9 protein-coding genes are annotated in these 26,245 nt (G+C 61.0%); 1 reads left to right on the top strand and 8 read right to left on the bottom strand.

The genetic code is table 11. The features are described from left to right. Positions 1-173: 173 nt before the first annotated feature. From ACA069_RS00725 to ACA069_RS00690, 8 genes are all read right to left on the bottom strand, one after another. A complete protein-coding gene (locus tag ACA069_RS00725; RefSeq protein WP_187680314.1) occupies positions 174-1,091 on the bottom strand; it encodes a LysR family transcriptional regulator in 918 nt (305 codons plus the stop codon). Positions 1,092-1,264: 173 nt separating this feature from the next. Then, the gene (locus tag ACA069_RS00720; protein WP_187680315.1) at positions 1,265-2,131 is read right to left on the bottom strand and encodes an ABC transporter permease; all 867 of its coding nucleotides are present in this window, start codon (positions 2,129-2,131) and stop codon (positions 1,265-1,267) included. Between the two features lie 20 nt (positions 2,132-2,151). Next, positions 2,152-3,012, bottom strand: coding sequence for an ABC transporter ATP-binding protein (locus ACA069_RS00715; RefSeq protein ID WP_497615871.1), 861 nt, complete (start codon positions 3,010-3,012; stop codon positions 2,152-2,154). Positions 3,013-3,017: 5 nt separating this feature from the next. After that, a complete protein-coding gene (locus ACA069_RS00710; RefSeq protein WP_007957722.1) occupies positions 3,018-4,043 on the bottom strand; it encodes an ABC transporter substrate-binding protein in 1,026 nt (341 codons plus the stop codon). A gap of 18 nt (positions 4,044-4,061) precedes the next feature. Further along, positions 4,062-4,958 carry a TauD/TfdA dioxygenase family protein gene (locus ACA069_RS00705; protein WP_497615869.1) on the bottom strand — a complete coding sequence of 299 codons (897 nt, stop codon included), beginning with the start codon at positions 4,956-4,958 and terminating at the stop codon, positions 4,062-4,064. Positions 4,959-5,328: 370 nt separating this feature from the next. Further along, a complete protein-coding gene (locus ACA069_RS00700; RefSeq protein WP_187680319.1) occupies positions 5,329-6,696 on the bottom strand; it encodes an HlyD family type I secretion periplasmic adaptor subunit in 1,368 nt (455 codons plus the stop codon). Further along, positions 6,686-8,842: a type I secretion system permease/ATPase gene (locus ACA069_RS00695; protein WP_187680320.1), complete on the bottom strand. Its 2,157-nt coding sequence runs from the start codon at positions 8,840-8,842 to the stop codon at positions 6,686-6,688. Before ACA069_RS00695 ends, ACA069_RS00700 begins: the two co-directional genes overlap by 11 nt. 34 nt (positions 8,843-8,876) lie before the next feature. Then, positions 8,877-10,229 (bottom strand): TolC family outer membrane protein, encoded by a 1,353-nt coding sequence (locus ACA069_RS00690; protein WP_187680321.1) that lies wholly within the window; start codon positions 10,227-10,229, stop codon positions 8,877-8,879. A gap of 360 nt (positions 10,230-10,589) precedes the next feature. Between ACA069_RS00690 and ACA069_RS00685 the strand changes: the two genes are divergently transcribed. Next, complete coding sequence (locus ACA069_RS00685; protein WP_497615866.1) at positions 10,590-26,225, top strand: LapA family giant adhesin; 15,636 nt, start codon at positions 10,590-10,592, stop codon at positions 26,223-26,225. Positions 26,226-26,245: the final 20 nt, after the last annotated feature.

Genomic DNA, 26,245 nt, shown 5'->3' with positions numbered 1-26,245 from the left:
AGTGCTGACGAAAATTGACTTATTGGCAGGATATAAGTGTGTCAAACACAACGATTAACCCTGTAGGCGTGAGCCTGCTCGCGATGGCATCGTTTCAGTCGATATCTACGTTGACTGATACACCGCTATCGCGAGCAGGCTCACTCCTACAGGGGTTTGTGTCGATTGTGGGATTAGGGTTGCGCGGCGAGCCAGGTCTCATCGCAGCAAGTCTTGAGGGTTTCACGCAACCAACGGTGCGCCGGGTCCTTGTCGAAGCGCGGGTGCCAGGCCTGAGTCAGCATCAGGGTCGGCAACGGAATCGGCAGGTTGAAGGAGCGCAGCTTCAAGCCCAACCGCCGCACGCTCAACAGCGCTTCCTTGGGCACCGGCAGGATCAGGTCGGAATCCGGCAGAGCAAACATCGCCGCATGAAAACTCGGCGCAATCACTGCCACTCGCCGCTCCAGCCCAAGCGCATTCAGAGCCGTATCGATCGGCCCACGCGCAATGCCACGCCGCGACATGCTGATGTGGGAGAAACCGGCATAACGCTCGGCAGTGATTTCTCCGTCGAGCAGCGGATGATCCTCGCGCACCAGGCCGACGAAATGCGTGGAAAACAGGTTCTGCACTTTTACTTCCGGGGTCACCGGGCGGGTGTTGCTGACGCTCAGGTCGATCCGGCCTTCTCGCAGCGCTTCATCGTCGCCATCGCCTTCCGGGACGAAGCGCAGTTCACAGTGCGGCGCCTGCTGGTCGAGGGTGTCGAACAGTTTGCCGCCGTACACGCCGATGAAAAAGTCATTGGCGCGAATGCTGAAGCGCCGACGCAAACTGCCCAGTTCCACAGTGTCCGCCGAACGGAACAACAGCGCGGCCTGCTCGACCACATCACGCACCTGTTCACGCAACTCCAATGCTTTGGGTGTCGGCACCAGGCCCCGGCCGGCGCGCACCAGAATCGGATCGCCGATGGCTTCGCGAATGCGCGTCAGGGTTCGGCTCATGGCTGCCGGGCTGAGGTTCATTCGCCGCGCGGCGCCCACCACGCTGCCCTCGTCGAGCAAGGCGTCGAGGGCGACCAGAAGGTTCATGTCCGGGAGTTGCATGCTGAGCACTCTTGGCTGATCTGGATTGATCTGCACGCAATGCTAGCAAACATTCAGCTAATGAGGCGGTGGCCGGACCGACGCTTTCGCGAGCAGCCTCGCTCCCACATGGGAATGCATTTCAAATGTGGGAGCGAGCCTGCTCGCGAAGGGGCCGGTCGGAGCGCGACAAATCAGCGCTGCATCCCCCACCGTTTGACGGTCACCCGTTCCAGCGTGTCGAACACAAGGTTCTCCACCAGCAACCCGATCAGGATCACCACCGCCAACCCGGCGAACACTTTGTCGGTGTACAGCTCATTGCGATTCTGAAAGATGTACCAGCCCAACCCGCCCTTGCCACTGGTCGCACCGAACACCAACTCAGCGGCGATCAACGTACGCCAGGCAAACGCCCAGCCAATCTTCAGCCCGGCGAGAATCGACGGCAGCGCCGCCGGGATCAGGATAAACAGCACAAAACGCATGCCCTTCAGGCCATAGTTGCGCCCGGCCATGCGCAGGGTTTCCGAGACGCCGAGAAACCCTGCATAGGTATTCAACGCCAGCGCCCACAACACCGAATGCACCAGCACAAAAATCAGGCTGTTCTGCCCCAGCCCAAACCACAGCAAGGCCAGCGGCAGCAGGGCAATCGCCGGCAGCGGATTGAACATCGAGGTCAGCGTGCTCAACAGATCGCGACCAAACTGCGTCGACACCGCCAACGTGGTCAGGGCAAACGCCAAGACAATGCCAATCAGATACCCCTTGAGCAGCACCACCAGCGATATCCACACCTTGCCCAGCAATTCGCCGCTGAGCAGACCGTCGTAAAGCGCATGACTGGTCTGCACAAAACTGGGCAGCAGCAGATCGTTATTCTGCACCCGGGCGACGATTTCCCACAGCACCGCGAGCAAAATCAGGATCAGGCTTTTACGCAGCCAGCCCTGTTGCCACAAGCGTTGGCCGATAGGTAATTCGCGCTCGACCGGTACGCTGGTCAGCGGCTGCAGCACGGTTTCGAATTCATGTCTTACAGATGATGATTGGCTCATCGGGCAATCCTCCAGGCCGCTCAATAAGCGATGCGAATGTCGTTGAAGTCATGGTCGAGCTCGGTTTCCGGCGACTGGCCTTCATCGAACAACAGCCGATGAATGCGCCGTGCCGACTCCTGAAACGCCACACCGCCAAGGCTTCGCAGGTTGTATTGATGGCTATGGGCTTCCGCCCTCACCCGCCCCGGATGCGGCGACAGCAACAGGATGCGATTGCCGACCACCAGCGCCTCTTCGATCGAGTGCGTGACAAACAACAGGGTGAAGCGCACTTCTTCCCAGAGCAGCAGCAACTCCTCCTGCATCTTGCGTCGGGTCAGCGCATCGAGTGCGGCAAACGGCTCGTCCATCAGCAGGATTTTTGGCTGCATCGCCAGCGCCCGGGCAATCGCCACACGCGCCTTCATGCCGCCGGAAAGCGTGTGCGGATAAGCATCGGCAAACGCCGCCAATCCGACCTTTTCCAGATAGTGCAGCGCACGCTCTTCAGCTTGTTTTTTCTTCAGCGTGCGCGAAGCGAGCAGTGGAAACATCACATTCTGTTTGACGGTTTTCCACGGCGGCAGTTGATCGAATTCCTGAAAAACTACTATCCGGTCAGGCCCCGGCGCATCAACGCGCTGGCCTTGCAGGCGGATCTCGCCTTCGCAAGGCTGGATGAACCCCGCGACGGCTTTGAGCAAGGTGGATTTACCGCAGCCGGATGGGCCGAGCAGCACGAAGCGATCCTGTTGATCGACTTCAAAACTAACCTGGTGAGTCGCTCGGACGACGCGTTGCGGCGTGCGGTATTCCAGGCTGACCTGGTCGACCGCCAACAGCGCTTGCGCCGTGGCGACCGGGTTGCTGGCCGCGTGGCCTTGCAAAGGGGCATTCATCTTGGTCAGCTCCCTTGCAGCGGTTTGGCGTCCTGGAAGAAGTAGTCCTTCCACGATTCAGGCTTGTTCTTGATCGCGCCGACGCGGTAGAGGAATTCGGCCAGTGGGTAGGTATTTTTCGGCGTGACGCTGAATTCGAACTGCGGGTTGTCGATGATTTTCAGCAAGGCGGCGCGGTCGATCTTGGCTTTGGTCACGCGGATGTAAGTGTCGGCCGCCGCGCCTTTATCGTTCTGGGCGAATTGCGCAGCTTCGGTCAGCGCTTCGACGAAGGCTTTGTAAGTCTTCGGGTTCTCGTTGCGGAATTTCTCGGTGGCGAACAGCACCGTAGGCGAGTTCGGGCCGAGCACGTCGTAGGAATTGAGCACGACATGCACGTTGGGGTTTTCCAGCGCCTGATCCTGGAACGGCGGGTTGGAGAAATGCCCGGTCAGCTCGGTGCCGCCGGCAATCAGTGCAGCGGTGGCGTCCGGGTGCGGAACGGCGATGGTGTATTTGTCGAGACGATTGAATTCTTTGTCGCCCCACTGCTTGGCGGCCGCGTATTGCAGGAAGCGCGACTGCACGGAGACGCCCACCGCCGGTACCGCAATGCGATCCTTCTCGGTGAAATCAGCAATGGTCTTGACCTTGGGATTGTTGCTCACCAAGTAGTACGGAAAGTTGCCCAGCGAGGCCACGGCTTTGACGTTCTGCTTGCCGTGGGTGCGATCCCAGATGGTCAGCAGCGGGCCGACGCCAGCGCCGGCAATATCGATGGAGCCTGAAAGCAGCGCGTCGTTGACCGCCGCGCCACCGGACAACTGCGTCCAGTCGACCTTGATGTCGAGGCCTTCCTGCTTGCCGTACTTCTCGATCAGGCCCTGATCGCGCACCACGTTGAGCAATAAATAGACGATGCCGAACTGCTCGGCGATGCGGATTTCACCTTCGGCGTGAGCCACGGTCGGCGCCACCAGGCTGCCAGCAATCAGACTGAAACCGAGGCCGATGGCCGCGGCCAGCGGCGCAAATGGAAGACGTTTGGACATGATCGAATCTCCGGCAAATCAGAAAGGCGCGTCGCCCTGAATGGTCGTGCGATACAGCTTGCGGCGCAGGTGCGCAGGGCAACCGGCGGCGAGATGGATCAGGGAACGGTTGTCCCAGAACACCATGTCGTGGGGCTGCCATTGGTGGCGGTAGATGTTGTGCGGCAGCACGCTGTGGGCGTAGAGCTCGGCGAGCAGTTGTTTGCTCTCGTCGTGCGGCAGGCCAACGATGCGTGTGGTGAAGCCTTCACTGACGAACAGCGACTTACGACCATTTTCAGGATGGGTGCGGGCAATCGGGTGCACCACTTCGGCGACTTGGGCGAGTTGCTCGGGAGTCAGGGTCGGGCGCCAATTGCCTTCGAATTTGGTCTCGCTGTAACGCGCGGTGTAGGAGTGCGCAGCCGAGCGGCCCTCCACCGCTTTGCGCAGCGCCTCGGGCAGGCTGTCCCAGGCTTTGTGCATGTCGGCAAACAAAGTGTCGCCACCCTCGGACGGCAACTCCTGCGCATGCAGCATCGAGCCGAGGCTCGGCAGCTCTTTATAGGAAAGGTCGGAGTGCCAGAACTTGCCGGCATCGCCCAGACCGATGTTCTGGCCGTTCTCGACGATGTTGGAAACGATGAGGATTTCCGGGTGGTTGGCCAGCAGGAACTGCTTGAGCACGTGGATCTGCAACACGCCGAAGCGGCGGCTGAAGTCGATCTGCTGTTGTGGGGTGATGCGCTGTTCGCGGAACACCACGACGTGGTGATCGAGGTGCGCGCGGTGAATGCGCGAGAAGTCCTTGTCATTGACCGGACGGGTCAGGTCGAGGCCGATGATCTCGGCGCCGACGGCACCGCTGAACGGGCGAATTTCGAAGGTTTGCGGCGCGGCGGTCGCGGCGCTTGGAGTGGCAGTAGCTGCGGACATCTTTCAATCTCCCACGCACGGCGCGCTCATGGGCGCGCGCGTCGATCAGAAACTCACGCTGGATTGCGTGTTGGTTCAGGTCGTGCGGCGCGCCGATTGGTCGGCAGGTACGCAGGGGAGTGACTTTATAGCTATAAGAATTGGAAATTAAATACCGTTAGCGAATAACGATATGGCGAATCGTGTGGAATGAACTGGATGGTGAGTGACGTTTTGTGTCACTTATTGGCGGGATGTGTTGTTTAAGCGGACGCCATCGCTAGCAGGCTAGCTCCCACCGGGATCCTCTGTGAACACAAATTTTATGTTCGATAGAGATCCCCTGTGGGAGCTAGCCTGCTAGCGATGGGGCCATTAGCCCCGGTGAAGATCAGCGCTCGTGCAACGCCTCGGCCCGCGCCCGAATGATCGGCTTGAGCAGATAACTCAACACCGACTTCTTGCCGGTGATGATATCCACCGACGCCACCATCCCTGGAATGATCAGCAACGGCTTCTCATCGGTGCCCAAGTGGCTGCGTTCGGTGCGCACTTTGATGATGTAGTAGGTGGTTTTCTTGTCTTCGTCGGTGATGGTGTCGGCGCCGATCTGCTCCAACTGGGCTTTCAGCCCGCCGTAGATGGTGTAGTCATACGCGGTGAATTTCACGATCGCTTCCTGCCCCGGATGCAGGAACGCGATGTCCTGCGGGCGGATCTTGGCTTCGACCAGCAAGGTGTCGTCCAGCGGCACGATTTCTACCATGTCGCTGCCCGGCTGGATCACGCCGCCGATGGTATTGACCAGCAACTTGTTGACGATGCCGCGTACCGGCGAGGTGACCAGCGTACGGCTGACCCGGTCTTCCAGCGCTTTGCCGGTGGCCTGGGCCTTGTTCAGGTCGGTGCGGGCTTCGTTGAGCTGGGTCAGCGCTTCGCTGCGGAATTTGCCGCGAGTCTCGTCGATCTTGCGCTGTACTTCCTTGATCGCCGATTCAGCGCGGGGAATAGCCAGAGTCGTGGCGTCGAGCTGACCACGGGTTTCCACTTCGGCACGCTTGAGACGCAGCACTTCTACTGGGGATACCGCGCCCTGCGCCACCAGTGGCTCGGACATGTTGATTTCCTGCCGTTGCAGGCCAAGTTGCTGGCGATATTGCGCCTGCTTGGAGCTGAATTCGCGCAGCTCTTGCTGGCGCTGGATCAACTGCTCCTGCAACCCGCCGATCTCGTCGTGCAATTGCTGGCGGCGGCTGATGTACAGGGATTCTTCGCTCTTGGCCTGACCCGGCACCGCTTTGACTACGTCTTCCGGGAAATTCAACGGACGGTCATCGACTTCGGCGCTAAGGCGCTCCACGCGCAGCAACATCGACTGCCGATCCGCTTCGGTTTCGCCGACGTTGGAGGCAAATCGTGTGTCGTCCAGACGAATCAGAGGCGCGCCGGCCTCGACGATCTGGCCTTCCTTGACGAACAGTTCGGCGACGATCCCGCCCTCAAGGTTCTGGATTTTCTGGATCTTCGACGAAGGAATGGCCTTGCCGTCGCCCTTGGTCACTTCGTCGATCACGGCGAAATTGGCCCAGAGCATCAGAAAGACGAAGAAGCCGATGATCGCCCAGATGGTCAGGCGAACGACGCGCGGGGCGTCTTCTATCAGCGCCTTGTTGACCTCCGGCAGTGGCTGGCCCTGCAGCGAAGCGGAGCCTTTGAAGTAACGACGGATCGAATCCTTGACACCCGACTTAAGCAACACTGATCTGCCCCTTCTTCAACGCTTCCATCACGGCGGCTTTCGGGCCATCGGCGAGAATCTGTCCACGGTCGATCACCAGCAGGCGATCCACCAGCGACAGCAGTGATGCCCGGTGTGTCACCAGCACCACGGTCTTGTTTTCAATCACCGCCGCGAGGCGTTGCTTGAGGCGTTCTTCACCGGTGTTGTCCATGGCGCTGGTCGGCTCGTCCATCAACAGAATCGGCGGATTGAGCAACAATGCCCGGGCCAGGGCGACGTTCTGGCGTTGACCGCCCGACAGGTTCTGCCCGCGCTCGCCGACTTGCAGTTCATACCCTTGCGGATGCAGACGGGCGAATTCGTGAACGCCGGCCAGTTCAGCGGCTTGCAGTACCAGCTCGTCTTCTACATAGCGCGCGCCGGAGACAAGGTTGTCGCGCAGGGTGCCGGCGAGCAACTGGATGTCCTGCGGCACGTAGCCGATGTTGTAGCGCAGTTCGCTGACGTCGATCTGGCGAATATCCACGCCGTCGACCAGCAACGCGCCGTCGTCCGGCTGATACAGGCCCACCAGCAGTTTCGCCAGCGAGCTCTTGCCCGAACCGCTTCGGCCGATGATGCCGATCTTCTCGCCGGGACGAATCACCAGATTGATGTTCTTCAACGCCGGGTTCTGTTGTTCCGGGTAGGTGAAGTTGAGTTGACGGCATTCGATGGCGCCTTGCAGAACCTTGCGGCTCAGTGGGCGCTCTTCGAAATTGCGTTCCTGCGGCAGCTCCATCATCTGGTCTACCGAGGTCATGGTCACCCGAGCTTGTTGATATCGGGTCAGCAGACCGGATAGCGAGGCCAGCGGGCTCAGTGCGCGGCCGCTGAGCATGTAGCAGGCAATCAGGCCGCCCATGCTCAGATGACCGTCGATGATCTGATAGACGCCGAAGACAATCATGATCACCCCGGCCAGTTGCTGGATCAGCAGGGTGATGTTCATCGCCAGACCGGACAGCATTTTCACCCGCAGCTCCAAGCGGCTGAGGGTGCCGATGGTTTGTTCCCACTGGTATTGGCGTTCGCTTTCGGCGTTGTTGACCTTCACCGCGTCGAGGCCGGCGAGGGTTTCGATCAGGCTCGATTGACGCTCGGCGCCGAGGGCCATGGTTCGTTCCATGGTTGCCACCAGCGGCTTTTGCAACGCATAACCGATCAGCAGAGCGATCGGGAACGCCAGCACCGGAATCCACACCAGATGCCCGCCAAGAATGGCGATGACGATGAAGATCAGGATGGTGAACGGCAAATCGATCAGGCTGGTCAGGGTCAGCGAAGCGAGGAAGTCGCGCAGGCTCTGAAACTCGTGGATGTTCTGGGCGAAGCTGCCGACCCGCGCCGGGCGGTATTTCATGGCCATGCCGACGATGCGTTCGAACAGCGTCGCCGAGATGATCAGGTCGGTTTTCTTGCCGGCCAGATCCAGGCACAGGCTGCGCAGGCTTTTGAGGATCAGGTCGAAGATGTAGGCGCCGGTGATGCCCAGCGCCAGCACCCACAGGGTCGCTTCGGCCTGGTTTGGCACTACGCGGTCGTAGACGTTCATCACGAACAGCGGCGCGGCCATGGCAATGATGTTGATCAGGAAACTGGCGGCGATGGCGTCGGCGTAAAGCCAGCGCGAACGCTTGAGGGTGTCGCGGAACCACGAGCGGGCGCGTGGAATCAGCGTGCCGTGGTTAACGTCGAATTTGTGTTGCGGCTGGGCGAAGAAGACTTTGCCGGTGTAGTCATCGGCAAGCAGTTCGCGGCTGACCACCGATTCGCCGCCATCGCTTTCGCTGAGCAGCACCCGGGCCTGATTTTCATCCTGCCAGCCAAGCAGTACGGCACTGCGGCCGTCCTTGAGCAGCAACAACGCCGGCATGGCGATCGCCGGAATTTCTTCCAGCTTGCGTTGCAGCACCCGACCTTGCAGGCCGGCGCGAGCCGCCGCGCGGGGCAGCAACTCGACACTCAGACGTTGTTTGGGCAGCGGCAGGCCGGTGGTCAGCATCGCGGCGCTGGCGGGTTTCTGGTGCAGCATGCAAAGGGCTAGCAGACCGTCCAGTAACGGATCGTCGTGCAACGCGCGTGGATCATGACTGAGATGAACTCGACTGACTTCTGATTCCACGCTCGACACTCTTTGGCAATTGAAAAGGGATAACTCAATTCATCCCAGGCAACTGGACCTTGGGCTTCACGTCGTTCTGCACAACGGATGCCAACGGTGCGACCACTCCCTGGCTTCTGAGCAACTCGCCCATGGTCGCCTTGATTCGGTATTGAGTAAATAACTGAATGTTTTTGATTTCAGCCAGACGCCGCGAAGCGGTGAACAACTCGTTTTCGCTGTCGAGCAAGTCGAGCAAGGTACGTTCGCCGAGGCTGAACTGACGCTGGTAGGCGGTACGCACCGAGGTGCTGTGATCGACGTATTGCTGAGCGATTGGCACCTGGGCGTTAGCGTTGTTCAGGGCGTTCCAGGCCAGGCCCAGCTCTTCATTCAACTGACGCAGGGCGTTGTTGCGGATGTCCAGCGCCTGGTTTGACAGGTACGACTTGGATTCCAGATCAGCTTTGTTGCTACCGCCCGAATACAGGTTGAAGCGCATGCGCAACATGGCCTGCCATTCGTTGCTGTGGCCGTTCTGGCCGTCGAGATCGTTGTCGGCGGTGCGGCCCAGCTCGGCGTCGAAGCGTGGGTAGAACGTCGACTTGGCGGTTTGGTATTGCTTCTCTGCAGCAGCGATGTCGGACTCGGCCGAGCGCAGGATCGGGCTGTTTTCCAGCATTTGCGCGCGCGCTTCGTTAAGGTTGGCCGGCATCATCGCCATGAACGGCGCCGGACGCTCCAATTGATCAGGCATCTGGCCGACGGCGCTGAGGAAGTTGGTCTCGGAGTCGGCGAGGTTGGTCTGCTCAGTGATCAGGTTGTTGCGGGCCTGAGCCATCCGCGCTTCGGCCTGATCGAGGTCGGCGCCACTGCCCACGCCACGCTGGGTACGCAGCTGAATCTGGTCATAAATGCGCTGGTGGCTCTTGAGGTTTTCTTCAGCCAGTCGCACGAATTCGCGGCGGGTCAGCACATCCAGATAAACCTGGGCCACGGTTAACGCCGTGCGCTCCGAGGTGCCCAGCAGCGAGTAAGCGCGGGAGTTAACGTTGGCTTGTTGACGCCCGACTTCACTGGAGGTCGCAAAACCGTCAAAGACCATTTGCGAAAGACGTAAACTTGACTCGCTGCGGTTCAGGGTTTCCCAATGATTGCCGCCACCGTTGGCGCGGGTGGTTACGCTGTCGGTGCCTTCACGGCCATAACCGCCCAGCAGATCGACCTTGGGCAGGTATCCCCCCTTTGCTGCCTTTAATTGATAATCCGCAGCTAAACGACTGTTGACCCCTGCCTGGATTTCCGGATGGACATCCAATGCCTGTTGCATGGCTTCTGGTAAGGATTGTGCTTGTGCGAAAGACGCGGCGAGAGCGAAGGGTAGAGCCTTGAACAAATGCGAACGCATGGTAACGATTTCCCAGAACTACTTGTCTTGAATCACAGCTAAACGTGCTGCTGCGTCGGATGATTGGCAACCGGATTGACCGTATGTCGGAAAGTTCGAAACAGGAACTGGATCACACGCAAAAGGACAGGTCGCCGCGGAAATATCAATGTGACATTAGTGGGGCGATTGTTTAGGATGGCACCCATAAGGTCAATAGTTTGGCATAAAGTTAATCGCGAAAGAATATAGCCAAATTATTGACGATCGCATGCGTCAAAACTTGTTTAGCAAATTTTTAAAGTACGTCCAGACTGAATCGGCATCCATGCCATCAGGTCCATGGAAGTCAACTGAACGTGACACCCCGGAGAGTCTTCAATGAGCAGTGTTGTTGCCATCGTCAAAAGCATTGTCGGTCAGGTATTCGTGGTGTCCCCAGAGGGCGTACGTCGCGTACTCGTTGAAGGCGACCGACTGTTTGTCGGCGATCAGATCGACACCGGTCTGTCGGGCGCCGTGTCGCTGGAACTGGCTGATGGCCGCACCCTGGATCTGGGCCGTGAAACCCAGTGGAGCGCCAACGCGCCCGACTCCAGCACTGACCTGGCCGAAGCCACCGCGCAGGCGGCGCCGTCGGTAGAAGAACTGCAGCAAGCCATCGCTGCGGGCGTCGACCCGACTACCGCACTTGAAGCCACCGCTGCCGGCGCAACCGCCGCAGGTACGGGCGGCGCGGCGGGTGGCGGTCACAGCTTTGTGATGCTCGATGCCACGGCGGGCCGCGTTGATCCGACCATTGGCTTCCCTACGGCGGGCATCAACGCTGCGGGCCAAATTGCGCAAGACATCACTGGCGGCCAGACCACCGACACCACCACCAACGCCCTGCGTGAGTCGACCCTGAGCCTCAGCGCCACGCCGACCATTACCGAAGCCGGCGGCGTGCTGGTCTACACCGCGACCCTGACCCAAGCGCCGCTGACCGACCTGACCATCACCCTGTCCAACGGCGCGGTGATCGTGATCCCGGCCGGTTCCACCACCGGCACCGTCAACGTGCCATTGGCGCCGAACGACACCGTTTATAACGACCCGACCCAGATCGACGTGACCGTCACCGGCACCACTGGCGGCAACGGCATCACCGTGACGCCGCCGACCACCCCGGCCACGACTCAGGTCACCGACACCCTCGACACCACCACCGTCACCCTGACGGCCGGCCCGAGCGTTACCGAAGGCGGGCAGATCACCTACACAGCAACCCTGACCAACCCGGCGCAAACCCCGGTGACCGTCACCCTGTCGAACGGCTCGACCATTACCATCGGCGCCGGCCAGACCACCGGCACCGTCAACGTGCCGACCCCGGCCAACGACGTCTATAACAACGGCAGCACCGTCACCACCACCATTACAGGTGCCACGGGCGGTAACTTCGAGAACCTGGTGCCGAACCCGACACCGGCGGTGACCACCATCACCGACTCGATCGATAACACCGGCCTGACCCTGACCGCCACCGGCAGCGTCGTCGAAGGCGGCCAGATCACCTACACCGCGACCCTGACCAACCCGGCGCAAACCCCGGTCACCGTCACCCTGTCGAACGGTTCGACCATCACCATTGGCGCGGGCCAGACTACCGGCACCGTCAACGTGCCGACCGCGCCAAACGACGTCTACAACAATGGCGGCACCGTCAGCACGACGATTACCGGCGCCACAGGTGGCAACTTCGAAAACCTGGTGCCGAACACCACGCCAGCGACCACCACCGTTACCGATTCGATCGACACCACCAGCGTCAGCCTCACCGCGACCGGCACCGTCGTCGAAGGTGGCCAGATCACCTACACCGCAACCCTGACCAACGCTGCGCAAACGCCGGTCACCATTACCCTGTCGAACGGCTCGACCATCACCATTGAAGCTGGCAAAACCAGCGGCAGCGTCAACGTGCCGACTGCGGCCAACGACGTCTACAACAATGGCAGCACCGTCAGCACCACCATCACCGGCGCTACCGGTGGCAACTTTGAAAATCTGGTGCCGAACCCGACGCCAGCGACCACCACCATTACCGACTCGGTCGACACCACTAATCTGTCGCTGAGCGCGACCGGTTCTGTGGCTGAAGGCGGTTCGATCGTTTACACCGCGACCCTGACCAACGCCGCACAAACCCCAGTGACCGTGACCCTGAGCAACGGCTCGGTGATCACCATTGAAGCGGGCAAGACCACCGGCACCGTGACCGTTCCGGCGCCAGCCGATGACGTCTATAAAGACGCCGGCAAAGTTGAAGTGACGATCAAGGACGCCACCGGCGGCAACTTCGAGAACCTCGTTCCGAGCACCACCCCAGCCGTAACCGAAGTGACCGACACCATCGACACTTCGACCGTCAAACTGAGCGCCGATACCTCGGTGGCTGAAGACGGCACCGTCACTTACACCGCCACCGTTGGCGCGCCAGTGACCGGTTCGCCGGTCGTGGTGACCCTGGCCAATGGTCAAAGCATCACCATCGAAGTCGGTAAAACCACCGGCACCGTGACCTTCATCGCGCCAAACGATGCGTTGACCGGTAATGCACCGCTGAGCAACTCGATCACTGGCGTGTCTGGCGGCAACTACGAAGATCTCGTGGCCGACAAGACCCCGGTTTCGACCACCGTCACCGATACCGTCGACACCACCAATCTGTCCCTGAGCGCGACTGGTTCCGTGGCTGAAGGCGGTTCGATCGTTTACACCGCGACGTTGACCAACGCTGCCGGTTCGCCGGTTACCGTGACGCTGAGCAACGGCTCGGTGATCACCATCGAAGCGGGCAAAACCACGGGCACCGTGACCGTTCCGGCGCCGGCCGATGACGTCTATAAAGACGCCGGCAAAGTAGAAGTGACCATCGACAAGGCCACTGGCGGCAACTTCGAGAACCTGGTTCCGAGCACCACGCCTGCCGTGACCGAAGTGACCGATACCATCGACACTTCGACCGTCAAACTGACTGCAGACACCTCGGTTGCTGAAGGCGGCACCGTCACCTACACCGCCACCGTTGGCGCGCCGGTTACCGGTTCACCGGTTGTGGTGACCTTGGCCAACGGCCAGAACATCATCATCGAAGTGGGTAAAACCACCGGCACCGTGACCTTCACTGCGCCGAATGATGCGCTGGTTGGCCAGGCCCCGGTGACCAATGCAATCACCAACGTGACGGGCGGCAATTACGAGAATCTCGTTGCCGACAAGACGCCAGTCAGCACCACGGTGACTGACACCACCGACACCACCAATCTGTCGCTGAGCGCTACCGGCTCCGTGGCTGAAGGTGGCCAGATTACTTACACCGCGACCTTGACCAACGCCGCTGGTTCGCAAGTCACCGTGACCCTGAGCAACGGCTCTGTCATCACCATCGAGGCGGGCAAAACCACCGGCACCGTGACCGTTCCGGCACCTGCCGATGACGTCTATAAAGACGCCGGCAAAGTCGAAGTGACCATCAAGGACGCCACGGGCGGCAACTTCGAGAATCTGGTGCCAAGCACCGTTCCAGCCGTTACCGAAGTCACCGACACCGTTGACACCACCAGCGTAAAACTGACCGCCACCGAGTCGGCCGCCGAAGGTGGCACCGTCACCTATACCGCCACTGTTGGCGCGCCAGTGACCGGTTCGCCAGTGACTGTCACCCTGGCCAACGGTCAGAACATCACCATCGAAGTCGGCAAAACCACAGGCACCGTCACCACCACCGCACCGAACGATGCGCTGACTGGCCAAGCCCCACTGACCAACTCGATCACCAACGTCAGCGGCGGCAACTACGAAAACCTCGTGGCCGACAAGACGCCGGTTTCGACCACCGTCACCGACACCGTCGACACCACCAATCTGTCCCTGAGCGCCACCGGTTCCGTGGCCGAGGGCGGCTCGATTGTTTACACCGCGACGCTGACCAACGCCGCTGGCTCGCCGGTGACCGTGACCTTGAGCAACGGCTCGGTCATCACCATCGAAGCGGGCAAAACCACTGGCACCGTGACCGTTCCGGCGCCTGCCGATGACGTCTACAAAGACGCCGGTAAAGTCGAAGTGACCATCAAGGACGCCACGGGCGGCAACTTCGAGAATCTGGTGCCAAGCACCGTTCCGGCCGTCACCGACGTCACAGACACCATCGACACCTCGACGGTAAAACTGAGCGCTACCGAAACTGCCGCTGAAGGTGGCACCGTCACCTACACCGCGACTGTTGGTGCGCCGGTGACCGGTTCGCCCGTTGTGGTGACCCTGGCCAACGGTCAGAACATCACCATCGAAGTCGGCAAGACCTCCGGCACCGTAACCACCACTGCACCGAACGACGTATTGGCCGGTCATGCACCGCTGACCAACTCGATCACCAACGTCAGCGGCGGCAATTACGAAAACCTCGTGGCCGACAAAACCCCGGTCAGCACCACCGTCACCGATACCGTCGACACCACCACCGTTTCGCTGACCGCCACCGGCAACGTCAACGAAGGCGGGCAGATCGTCTACACCGCTACGCTGACCAACCCGGCCGGCACCCCGGTGACCGTGACCCTGAGCAACGGTTCGACCATCACCATCGAAGCTGGCAAGACCACCGGCACCGTAACCGTTCCGGCGCCAGCCGATGACGTCTACAAAGATGCCGGCAAAGTCGAAGTGACGATCAAAGAGACCACGGGCGGCAATTTCGAAAACCTGGTGGCCAATCCGACGCCAGCGGTGACCAACGTCGCCGACACCGTCAACACCACGCACCTCACCCTCAGCGCTGAAAGCTATGTGCTCGAAGGCACGTCGATCACCTACACCGCGACCCTGACCAACGCCGCGCAAACCCCGGTGACCGTCAACCTGAGCAATGGCCAGACCATCACCATCGAGGCTGGTAAAACCAGCGGTTCGGTGACCATCGCGGCGCCGAGCGATGACGTCTACAAAGACGTCAGCAAGCTCACCGTGACCATGACCGATGCCACTGGCGGCAACTTCGAGAAGCTCGACGTCAGCAAGACCCCGGTCAGCACCACCGTCAATGACACCGTCGACAAGACCACATTGACCCTGAGCGCCAGCGACACCGTCAGCGAAGGTGGCCAGATTACCTACACCGCGACCCTGAGCAATCCGGCCGGCACCGCCATGACCGTGACCCTGGCCAACGGCGCGGTGATCAACATCGCTGCCGGCGCCACTAGCGGCTCGGTGAACTTCGCAGCGCCGGCGAACACCCCGTACATCGACGGCGGCAAGGTGCAGACCGCGATTGCCAGCCACAGCGGCGGCAACTTCGAGCAGGTCGATGCCAACCGCTCGGCGGTGGTTACCACCGTCACCGACACGGTCGACACCACCAATATCAGCCTGAGCGCCACCGGTTCGGTCGCCGAGGGCGGTTCGATTATCTACACCGCGACCCTGACCAATGCCGCCGGCACGGCCATGACCGTGACCCTGAGCAACGGCGCGGTGATCAACATCGCCAAAGGCGCGACTACCGGCACCGCCACCGTCGCGGCCCCGGCCGATGACGTGTACAAGGACGCCGGCAAAGTCGACGCCAGCATCACCAAGACTACCGGTGGCAACTTCGAAAACCTGGTCGTCGACAAGACACCAGCGGTGACCAACGTCACCGACACCATCGACAACAGCACCGTCTCGCTGACCGCCACCGCCGGAACCGTTGAAGGTGGCGTGGTGGTTTACACCGCATCCGTGACTGCTCCGGTGACCGGTTCGCCGGTTGTCGTGACCCTGTCCAACGGCCAGACCATCACTATCCCGGTCGGCGCCAGCAGCGGCAGCGTCAACTTCACTGCGCCGAACGATGCATTGGCCGGCGGCAACACGCTGAGCGTGAAGATCGACAACGCCAGCGGCGGCAATTACGAGAATCTGGTTGCCGACAAGACCCCGGCCGTGACCTCGGTGACCGACACCGTCGACACCACTAACCTGTCGCTGAGTGCGACCGGCTCCGTGGCCGAGGGCGGTTCGATTGTTTACACCGCGACACTGACCAACCCGGCCGGCACGCCGGTAACCGTGACGCTTTCGAACGGCTCGGTGATCACCATCGAGGCGGGTAAAACCACTGGCACCGTGACTGTTCCTGCGCCTGCCGATGACGTCTATAAAGACGCCGGCAAAGTCGAAGTCACCATCAAAGAAGCTACTGGCGGCAACTTCGAGAATCTGGTTCCAAGCACCACGCCAGCCGTGACCAACGTCACTGACACCATCGACACCTCGACCGTCAAACTGACCGCTACCGAGTCTGCGGCGGAAGGTGGCACCGTCACTTACACCGCGACTGTCGGCGCGCCAGTCACCGGTTCGCCGGTTGTCGTGACCCTGGCCAACGGTCAGAACATCACCATCGAAGTCGGCAAAACCACGGGCACCGTGACCTTCACGGCGCCGAACGATGCATTGACCGGCAATGCGCCGCTGACCAACGCGATCACCGGCGTGAGTGGCGGCAACTACGAAAACCTCGTGGCCGACAAAACCCCGGTCAGCACCACCGTGACCGACACCACCGACACCACTAACCTGTCGCTCAGCGCTACCGGTTCGGTGAATGAAGGCGGCCAGATCACCTATACCGCGACCCTCACCAACGCTGCCGGCACGCCAGTGACCGTGACGCTGAGCAACGGCGCCGTGATCACCATCGAGGCCGGTAAAACTACCGGCACCGTGACTGTTGCTGCGCCAGCCGATGACGTCTACAAAGATGCCGGTAAAGTCGAAGCGACTATTTCCACTGCTACCGGCGGCAACTTCGAGAATCTGGTGCCGAGCACTGTGCCGGCGGTGACCACCGTCAACGACACCATCGACACCTCCACCGTATCGCTGACCGCCACCACGAACGTCGCCGAAGGCGAAACCGTGGTCTACACCGCGACCGTGACCGCGCCAGTGACCGGCTCGCCAGTCGTGGTGACGCTGTCCAACGGCCAGACCATCACCATCGCGGTCGGCGAAACCACTGGCACCGTGAACTTCGTCGCGCCGAACAGCCCATTGGCGGGCGGCAGCTCCCTGAGCGTGACCATCGACGGCGCCACTGGCGGCAACTACGAAAAACTGGCGGTCGACGGCAAGTCCGCCGACACCACCGTGTCGGACACCACCGACACCACCAACCTGAACCTGACCGCGACCGACTCGGTGGCTGAAGGCGGTTCGATCGTTTATACCGCAACGCTGACCAACCCGGCAGGCACGCCGGTAACCGTGACGCTTTCCAATGGCGCCGTGATCACCATCGAGGCCGGTAAAACCACTGGCACCGTGACAGTTCCTGCGCCAACCGATGACGTCTACAAAGACGCCGGCAAGGTCGAGGCGACCATTTCCACGGCAACCGGTGGCAACTTCGAGAATTTGGTGCCGGGCACTGTTCCAGCTGTGACCAATGTCACCGACACAGTCGACACCACCACTGTGAAACTGACCGCGACCGAGTCGGCGGCTGAAGGTGGCACCGTTACTTACACCGCGACCGTGGGTGCACCAGTTACCGGTTCTCCGGTCACTGTGACCCTGGCTAACGGTCAGAACATCACCATCGAAGTGGGTAAAACAACCGGCACCGTGACCTTCACTGCGCCGAACGATGCGCTGACCGGCCAAGCGCCGCTCACCAACTCGATCACTGGTGTGACTGGCGGCAACTACGAAAACCTCGTTGCCGACAAAACCCCTGTTTCGACCACTGTCACCGACACCGTCGACACGACTAACCTGTCGCTGAGTGCGACCGGCTCCGTGGCCGAGGGTGGCCAGATCACTTACACCGCGACCCTGACCAACGCCGCTGGTTCGCCAGTGACCGTGACGCTGTCGAACGGCGCCGTGATCACCATCGAAGCGGGTAAAACCACTGGCACAGTGACCGTTCCTGCGCCTGCCGATGACGTCTACAAAGACGCCGGTACCGTACAGGCAACTATCACCAACGCCACGGGCGGCAACTTCGAGAACCTGGTGCCGAGCACTGTTCCAGCCGTCACCAACGTCTCCGACACCATCGATACGTCGACGGTCAAACTGACGGCCGATACGTCAGTGGCTGAAGGCGGTACTGTCACTTACACCGCGACGGTTGGCGCGCCAGTCACCGGTTCGCCGGTTGTTGTGACCTTGGCAAATGGTCAGAACATCACCATCGAAGTGGGTAAAACCACCGGCACCGTGACCACCACTGCACCGAACGATGCACTGACCGGTCAGGCGCCGCTGACCAACTCGATCACCGGTGTAACCGGCGGCAATTACGAGAATCTGGTGGCCGACAAGACCCCGATTTCGACCACGGTCACCGATACCGTCGAAACCACCAACCTGTCGCTCAGCGCAACTGGTACCGTGGCCGAGGGTGGTTCGATTGTTTACACCGCAACCCTGACCAACGCGGCCGGCTCGCCAGTCACCGTGACCCTGTCCAACGGCGCCGTGATCACCATTGAGGCCGGTAAAACCACCGGCACGGTGACTGTTCCTGCGCCAGCCGACGACGTTTACAAAGACGCCGGCAAAGTCGAAGCAACCATTTCGACCGCGACCGGTGGCAACTTCGAAAACCTGGTGCCGAGTACCGTACCGGCAGTGACCAACGTCACCGACACCATCGACACCACCACCGTCAAACTGACAGCGACAGAGTCGACTGCTGAGGGTGGCAACGTCACCTACACCGCGACTGTCGGCGCGCCAGTCACTGGCTCGCCGGTCGTCGTAACCCTGGCCAACGGTCAGACGATCACCATTGGCGTTGGCCAGACCACCGGTACTGCGACCACCACGGCTCCAAACGACGCATTGACGGGCCACGCTCCGCTAACCAACTCGATCACTGACGTAACAGGTGGCAACTTCGAGAACCTGGTGGCCGACAAGACCCCGGTTTCGACCAATGTCACCGACACTGTCGACACCACCAATCTCTCGCTGAGCGCGACCGGTACCGTAGCCGAGGGCGGTTCGATTGTTTACACCGCAACCTTGACCAACGCCGCTGGCTCGCCAGTCACCGTGACCCTGTCCAACGGCGCTGTGATCACCATTGAGGCCGGTAAAACCACTGGCACAGTGACCGTTCCTGCGCCTGCCGATGACGTCTACAAAGACGCCGGTACCGTACAGGCGACGATCAGCAACGCCACCGGTGGCAACTTCGAAAACCTCGTGCCAAGCACGACGCCAGCCGTGACCAGCGTTACCGATACCATCGACACCACCACCGTGAAACTGACGGCAACGGCTACTGCGGCAGAGGGCGGCAACGTCGTCTACACCGCCACGGTCGGTGCTCCAGTGACTGGCTCGCCAGTTGTGGTAACGCTGGCCAACGGTCAGACCATCACCATTGGTGTCGGCCAGACCACTGGCACCGCGACCACCACCGCACCAAACGATGCGTTGACCGGTCATGCTCCACTGACCAACGCGATCACCAACGTGACTGGCGGCAACTACGAAAACCTCGTGGCCGACAAAACGCCGGTTTCGACCACCGTCACCGACACCGTCGACACCACCAACCTGTCTCTGAGTGCTACAAACTCGGTTGCAGAGGGTGGCCAGATCACCTACACCGCGACTCTGACCAACGCCGCTGGCTCGCCAGTGACCGTGACCCTGAGCAACGGCTCGGTGATCACTATCGAAGCGGGTAAAACCACCGGCACCGTGACCGTTCCAGCGCCAACCGACGACGTCTACAAAGACGCTGGCACCGTTCAGGCCACGATCACCACCTCCACGGGTGGCAACTTCGAAAACCTGGTGCCGAGCACGACGCCTGCGGTGACCAGCGTTACCGATACCATCGACACCACCACCGTGAAACTGACGGCAACGGCTACTGCGGCAGAGGGCGGCAACGTCGTCTACACCGCAACCGTCGGTGCGCCAGTAACAGGTTCGCCTGTCGTCGTGACTCTGGCCAATGGTCAGAACATCACCATCGAAGTGGGCAAAACCACTGGCACCATCACCACGACTGCACCGAACGATGCGTTGACCGGTCACACGCCACTGACCAACTCGATCACCAACGTGACCGGCGGCAACTACGAAAACCTCGTGGCCGACAAAACCCCGGTCAGCACTAACGTGACCGACACCGTCGACACCACCAATCTGTCGCTGAGCGCGACTGGCTCGGTGGCCGAGGGTGGTTCGATTGTTTATACAGCGACGCTGACCAACGCTGCTGGCTCGCCAGTGACCGTCACCCTGTCGAACGGCGCTGTGATCACCATCGACGCCGGTAAAACCACTGGCACCGTGACCGTCCCTGCTCCAACGGATGACGTCTACAAAGACGCCGGCACCGTTCAGGCAACGATCAGCACCGCCACCGGTGGCAACTTCGAAAACCTCGTGCCAAGCACGACGCCGGCCGTGACCAGCGTTACCGATACCATCGACACCACCACCGTGAAACTAACGGCAACGGCTACTGCGGCAGAGGGCGGCAACGTCGTCTACACCGCCACGGTCGGTGCTCCAGTGACTGGCTCGCCAGTTGTGGTAACGCTGGCCAATGGTCAAACCATCACCATCGGTGTAGGCCAGACCACAGGCACCGCGACCACTACCGCACCAAACGATGCGTTGACCGGCCATGCGCCGCTGACCAATTCGATCACCAACGTGACCGGCGGCAACTACGAAAACCTCGTGGCCGACAAAACCCCGGTCAGCACTAACGTGACCGACACCGTCGACACCACCAATCTGTCGCTGAGCGCGACCGGTTCTGTGGCCGAGGGTGGTTCGATTGTTTACACAGCGACGCTGACCAACGCTGCTGGTTCGCCGGTGACAGTAACGCTGTCGAACGGCGCTGTGATTACCATCGACGCCGGTAAAACCACTGGCACCGTGACCGTCCCTGCTCCAACGGATGACGTCTACAAAGACGCCGGCACCGTGCAGGCAACGATCAGCACCGCCACCGGTGGCAACTTCGAAAACCTCGTGCCGAGCACGACGCCAGCCGTGACCAGCGTCACCGACACCATCGACACCACGTCAGTGAAACTGAGCGCAACCGGCACTGCGGCAGAAGGCGGTAACGTCGTCTACACCGCGACCGTTGGCGCGCCAGTAACCGGCTCGCCTGTCGTCGTGACGTTGGCCAATGGTCAGCAAATCACTATCGACATCGGCAAGACCACTGGCACCGTGACCACCACCGCACCGAACGATGCGCTGACCGGCCACACTCCACTGACCAACTCGATCACCAATGTCAGCGGCGGCAACTACGAGAATCTTGTTGCCGACAAGACTCCGGTTTCGACTACCGTCACCGACACAGTCGACACCACCAACCTGTCGCTCAGCGCGACCGGCTCCGTGGCCGAGGGCGGTTCGATTGTCTACACCGCGACGCTGACCAACGCTGCTGGCTCGCCAGTGACCGTGACCCTGAGCAACGGCGCTGTGATCACCATCGACGCCGGTAAAACCACTGGCACCGTGACCGTCCCTGCTCCAACGGATGACGTCTACAAAGACGCCGGCACCGTTCAGGCAACGATCAGCACCGCCACCGGCGGCAACTTCGAAAACCTCGTGCCGAGCACGACACCAGCCGTGACCAGCGTCACCGATACCATCGACACCACCACCGTCAGACTGACCGCGACCGGTACAACGGCCGAGGGTGGCACTGTCACTTACACCGCCACTGTGGGCGCTCCAGTCACCGGCTCGCCAGTCACCGTGACCCTGGCCAACGGTCAGAACATCACTATCGAAGTAGGCAAAACCACTGGCACCGTGACCACCACCGCACCGAACGATGCGCTGACCGGCCACGCGCCGCTGACCAACTCGATCACCAACGTGACTGGCGGTAACTACGAGAATCTCGTCGCCGATAAAACTCCGGTCAGCACCACCGTGACCGATACCATCGACACCACCAACCTGACGCTGAGCGCCACGGGCACCGTGGCCGAAGGTGGACAGATCACCTACACCGCGACCCTGACCAACGCTGCTGGTTCGCCAGTGACCGTGACGCTGTCGAACGGCTCGGTGATCACCATCGAAGCGGGCAAAACCACGGGCACCGTGACCGTCCCGGCTCCGGCTGACGACGTCTACAAAGACGCCGGCTCCGTGCAGGCGAGCATCACCGGCACCAGCGGCGGCGGCTTTGAAAACCTGGTAACCAGCAACACACCAGCCGTGACCAGCGTCACCGACACCGTCGACACCACCACGGTCAGCATCACCGGCAGCACTTCGGTGACCGAAGGCCAGACCGCCAGCTACACCGTCAGCCTGAACCACCCGGCGCAAACCGAAGTGACCCTGAAAATCGTCTACAGCGGTACCGCTGCCGACGGTTCGGACTTCACTGGCGTGTACACCGTGAAGATCCCCGCAGGCGCCAGCAGTGCGCAGTTCAACGTCGCGACCATCAATGACAAGATCACCGAAGGTACCGAGAACTTCGTGGTCAAGATCGACTCGGCCACCGGTGGCAACTTCGAGAACCTCGCAGTCAGCGGCACCAATGGCAGCGTCAGCACCTCGATCATCGACAACGATGCGCCACCGGTCATCGATCTGGACGCCAACAACTCCAGCGGTGCAACCGGTGCCGACTACAAGGTGACCTTCACCGAAAACACTCCGGGCGCGGGTGTGTCGATTGCCGACACCGATATCAGAATCACCGACCCGGACAGCACCATGCTGACTGGCGCGACTGTGGTGCTGACCAATCGTCAGGACGGCGATGCGCTGAACCTGGGCAACAGCGTCAATGGCATCACCATCAATGCCAACAGCACCAACGGCACGGTGACCCTGACCCTGTCGGGCAACGCGACACTGGCCGACTACATGCAGGCCATCAAGAACATCAGCTTCACCAACAGCAGTGAAGACCCGAGCACTGTGCCGCGGATCATCACCGTGACCGTAACTGACGGTGGTAACTACTCCAACACCGCGACCACCACGGTCAACGTGGTGGCAGTCAACGACGCGCCAGTCGCAGCGCCAGTCAACGTCACCGGCACCGAAGACACCCCGCTGATCCTCGGCTGGTCGACCTTTGGTGTGACCGACGTCGACAGCCCGGCCAGCAGCCTCGGGGTGAAAATCACCCAGCTGCCGGGCGAAGGCAAACTGCAGTACCTGGACGGTTCGACCTGGAAAGACGTCGCCAACAACCAGACCTTCAGCAAGGCTGACATCGACGCCGGCAAACTGCGCTTCATGCCGGATGCCAACGAGTCGGGCGTGAACGGTTACGGCGGCACCGGCCTGGGCAACAACCAGGCTGACTACGCGCAGATCAAGTTCCAGCCAACCGACGGCCAACTGCTGGGCAACACCGGCACCGTGAAGATCGACATCACGCCAGTGGCGGATGCCCCGACCGTGAGCGTGGCCGACAACAGCGTGAAGTCCACCGGGCTGATCAAGGAAGTCTGGACCGGTCTGTCGGGTCTGGGCACCAACGGCAACGGCGCGGATTCGACCACGCTGAAAAACGTGATCGACGGCGCCGGCACACCGAACTCCAGCGGCACCGTGAACAACGTGCAGTCGGACGGCAGCGTGACCGCCGGTACCGCCTCGAAAACGTCGGGCCTGATCTATCTGGAAGCCGGCAAGACCTACACCTTCAGCGGTGTCGGCGATGACAGCTTGCTGGTCACCATCGGCGGCAAGAACGTGGCCTCGATCACGTGGGGCGCGGGCGGTAACCTCAATGGTTCGTTCACTCCGACCACCAGCGGCTACTACACCCTGGACATCTACCACCACAACCAGAGCGGCCCGGGCAGCTACGACGTCAACCTGTCGATCAACGGCGGCGCAGCAGTCGACCTGAGCAGCGCCGGCGTGCCGATCTATACCGGCGTGAAGGATCTGGTGAATGCCGGTGTGACTGTCTCCGATCTGCACGGCACTAACGGCGAAGGCTATTACGACGGCTACAAGCTCAACACTGGCGCCGAAGGCACCACGGTGAAACTGTCGGCAGTCTCCACCGCGCTGACCGACACCGACGGCTCGGAAACCCTGAGCGTGAAGATCAGCGGCGCGCCGGTCGGCTCGGTGCTGAGCGACGGCGCAGGCCACAGCTTCACCGTCACCGCGAGCAATGGCGAAGCCAACGTCACCGGCTGGAACCTCAGCAGCCTGACCGTGACCCCGCCGACCTACTACAACGGCCAGTTCAATCTGACCGTCACCTCGACTTCCACCGAAGCGGTGGGCGGTTCGGCGAGCAGCACAGCGACCATTCCGGTCACCGTGGTGCCGGCGGTCTACAACGCCGTGACCGCGACTTCAGGTGACGACACCGTCACCGGGACTGACGGCAACGACATCGTCGTGGCTGACATCGGCGGTCTGACCGTGGTGCCTGGCACCAACTACAACATCGCATTCATGGTCGACAGCTCGGGCAGCATGAGCACTTCGTCGCTCAACGCCGCGAAGGACTCGCTGACTTCGGTGTTCAACACCCTCAAGCAAAGCTTGGGCGGCAGCAACTCGGGCACGGTGAACATCTTCCTAGTGGACTTCGATACCCAGGTCAAACAGTCGGTGTCGGTGAATCTCAACGACCCTAACGCCCTGACCAAACTCAAGGCAGTGCTGGACTCGATGACGTCCGGCGGTGGCACCAACTACGAGGACGTGTTCAAGACCACGGCCAACTTCTTCCAGAGCGCTGAAGCGGTGGCCAACACCGGTGCGAAGAACCTCACGTACTTCATTACCGATGGTCAGCCGACCTACTACCAGAGCAGCGAGTCGACCAACCCGTACCTGTACGGCAACAAAACCCTCGACAGCCTGATCACCACCAGCAACTACAAGTTGGGCACAGCCGTCAGTCTGTATCCAGACAGCACGCACCAGATCGATATCAGTGCGACGGGTTCCGTGACGGTCTGGAGCAAGTCGGGCAGCAACTGGTCGTACCAGACCTTCGGCACGCTGCACGCTCAGGGCGACGGTACCTATGAGTTCTCCAACCTCTCGGGTACCGGCAGCAGCACCACCACGGCCACCACCGACAACTCGACGAGCAGCTTCGCATTGCTCAGCGGTCTGTCGAACGTTGAAGCCATCGGCCTCAACAGCGGCGTCAGCCTCAACGACCTGAAACCGTACGATTCGGACAAGACGCCGCAGACCAACATCGATCCGAAAGATCTGGCCAATTCGATCATCGGCCACACCGAAGCGACGATGCCGGGCAACGACACCGTCAGCGGTGGCGACGGCAACGACATCCTGTTTGGCGATCTGGTGAGCTTCAACGGCATTGCCGGTGAGGGTTATCAGGCGATGCAGGCGTTCGTGGCCAAGGAAACCGGCGTCGACGTCAGCAAAGTCACCACTAGCAACGTGCACCAGTACGTCACCGAGCACTATCAGGCGTTCGATGTGTCCGGTGCGCATGACGGCAACGACACCCTGCTGGGCGGCGCGGGCAATGACATCCTGTTCGGCTCGGGCGGCAACGACCTGCTCGACGGCGGCAAGGGCAATGACATCCTGCTCGGCGGCACCGGCAACGACACATTGATCGGCGGCCAGGGCAACGACATCCTGATCGGTGGTTCGGGTGGTGACACCTTTGTCTGGAAATCGGGCGACACCGGCACTGATGTGATCAAGGACTTCAAGGCTGCCGAAGGTGACCGTATCGACCTGCGTGATCTGTTGCAGGGCGAAACCGGCAGCACCATCGACAACTTCCTGAAGATCACCACGGTCGATGGCGTGTCGTCGCTGCAAGTCAGCTCGGGCGGCAAGTTCAACTCGGCCGACGCCGCTGCTGCAACACCGGACGTGACGATCAAACTGGAAGGCAACAACTGGTCGAGCGCCAACATTCACAACCTGATTGCCGGCAGCGACCCAACCATCAAGGTCGACCACAACAACAGCTGATCCGTGAACAACGGCCGCCC

The sequence above is a fragment of the Pseudomonas sp. LBUM1652 genome, assembly GCF_059716105.1.
The sequence above is the reverse complement of the archived record's forward strand: the minus strand, read 5'-3'. Positions and strand labels throughout refer to the sequence as shown.

What these genes read in the sequence shown, in the direction of transcription:
- ACA069_RS00715 (WP_497615871.1), bottom strand. Translation starts at nt 3,012, where the DNA reads ATGAATGCCCCTTTGCAAGGCCACGCGGCCAGCAACCCGGTCGCCACG.
- ACA069_RS00720 (WP_187680315.1), bottom strand. Translation starts at nt 2,131, where the DNA reads ATGAGCCAATCATCATCTGTAAGACATGAATTCGAAACCGTGCTGCAG.
- ACA069_RS00705 (WP_497615869.1), bottom strand. Translation starts at nt 4,958, where the DNA reads ATGTCCGCAGCTACTGCCACTCCAAGCGCCGCGACCGCCGCGCCGCAA.
- ACA069_RS00710 (WP_007957722.1), bottom strand. Translation starts at nt 4,043, where the DNA reads ATGTCCAAACGTCTTCCATTTGCGCCGCTGGCCGCGGCCATCGGCCTC.
- ACA069_RS00685 (WP_497615866.1), top strand. Translation starts at nt 10,590, where the DNA reads ATGAGCAGTGTTGTTGCCATCGTCAAAAGCATTGTCGGTCAGGTATTC.
- ACA069_RS00690 (WP_187680321.1), bottom strand. Translation starts at nt 10,229, where the DNA reads ATGCGTTCGCATTTGTTCAAGGCTCTACCCTTCGCTCTCGCCGCGTCT.
- ACA069_RS00725 (WP_187680314.1), bottom strand. Translation starts at nt 1,091, where the DNA reads ATGCAACTCCCGGACATGAACCTTCTGGTCGCCCTCGACGCCTTGCTC.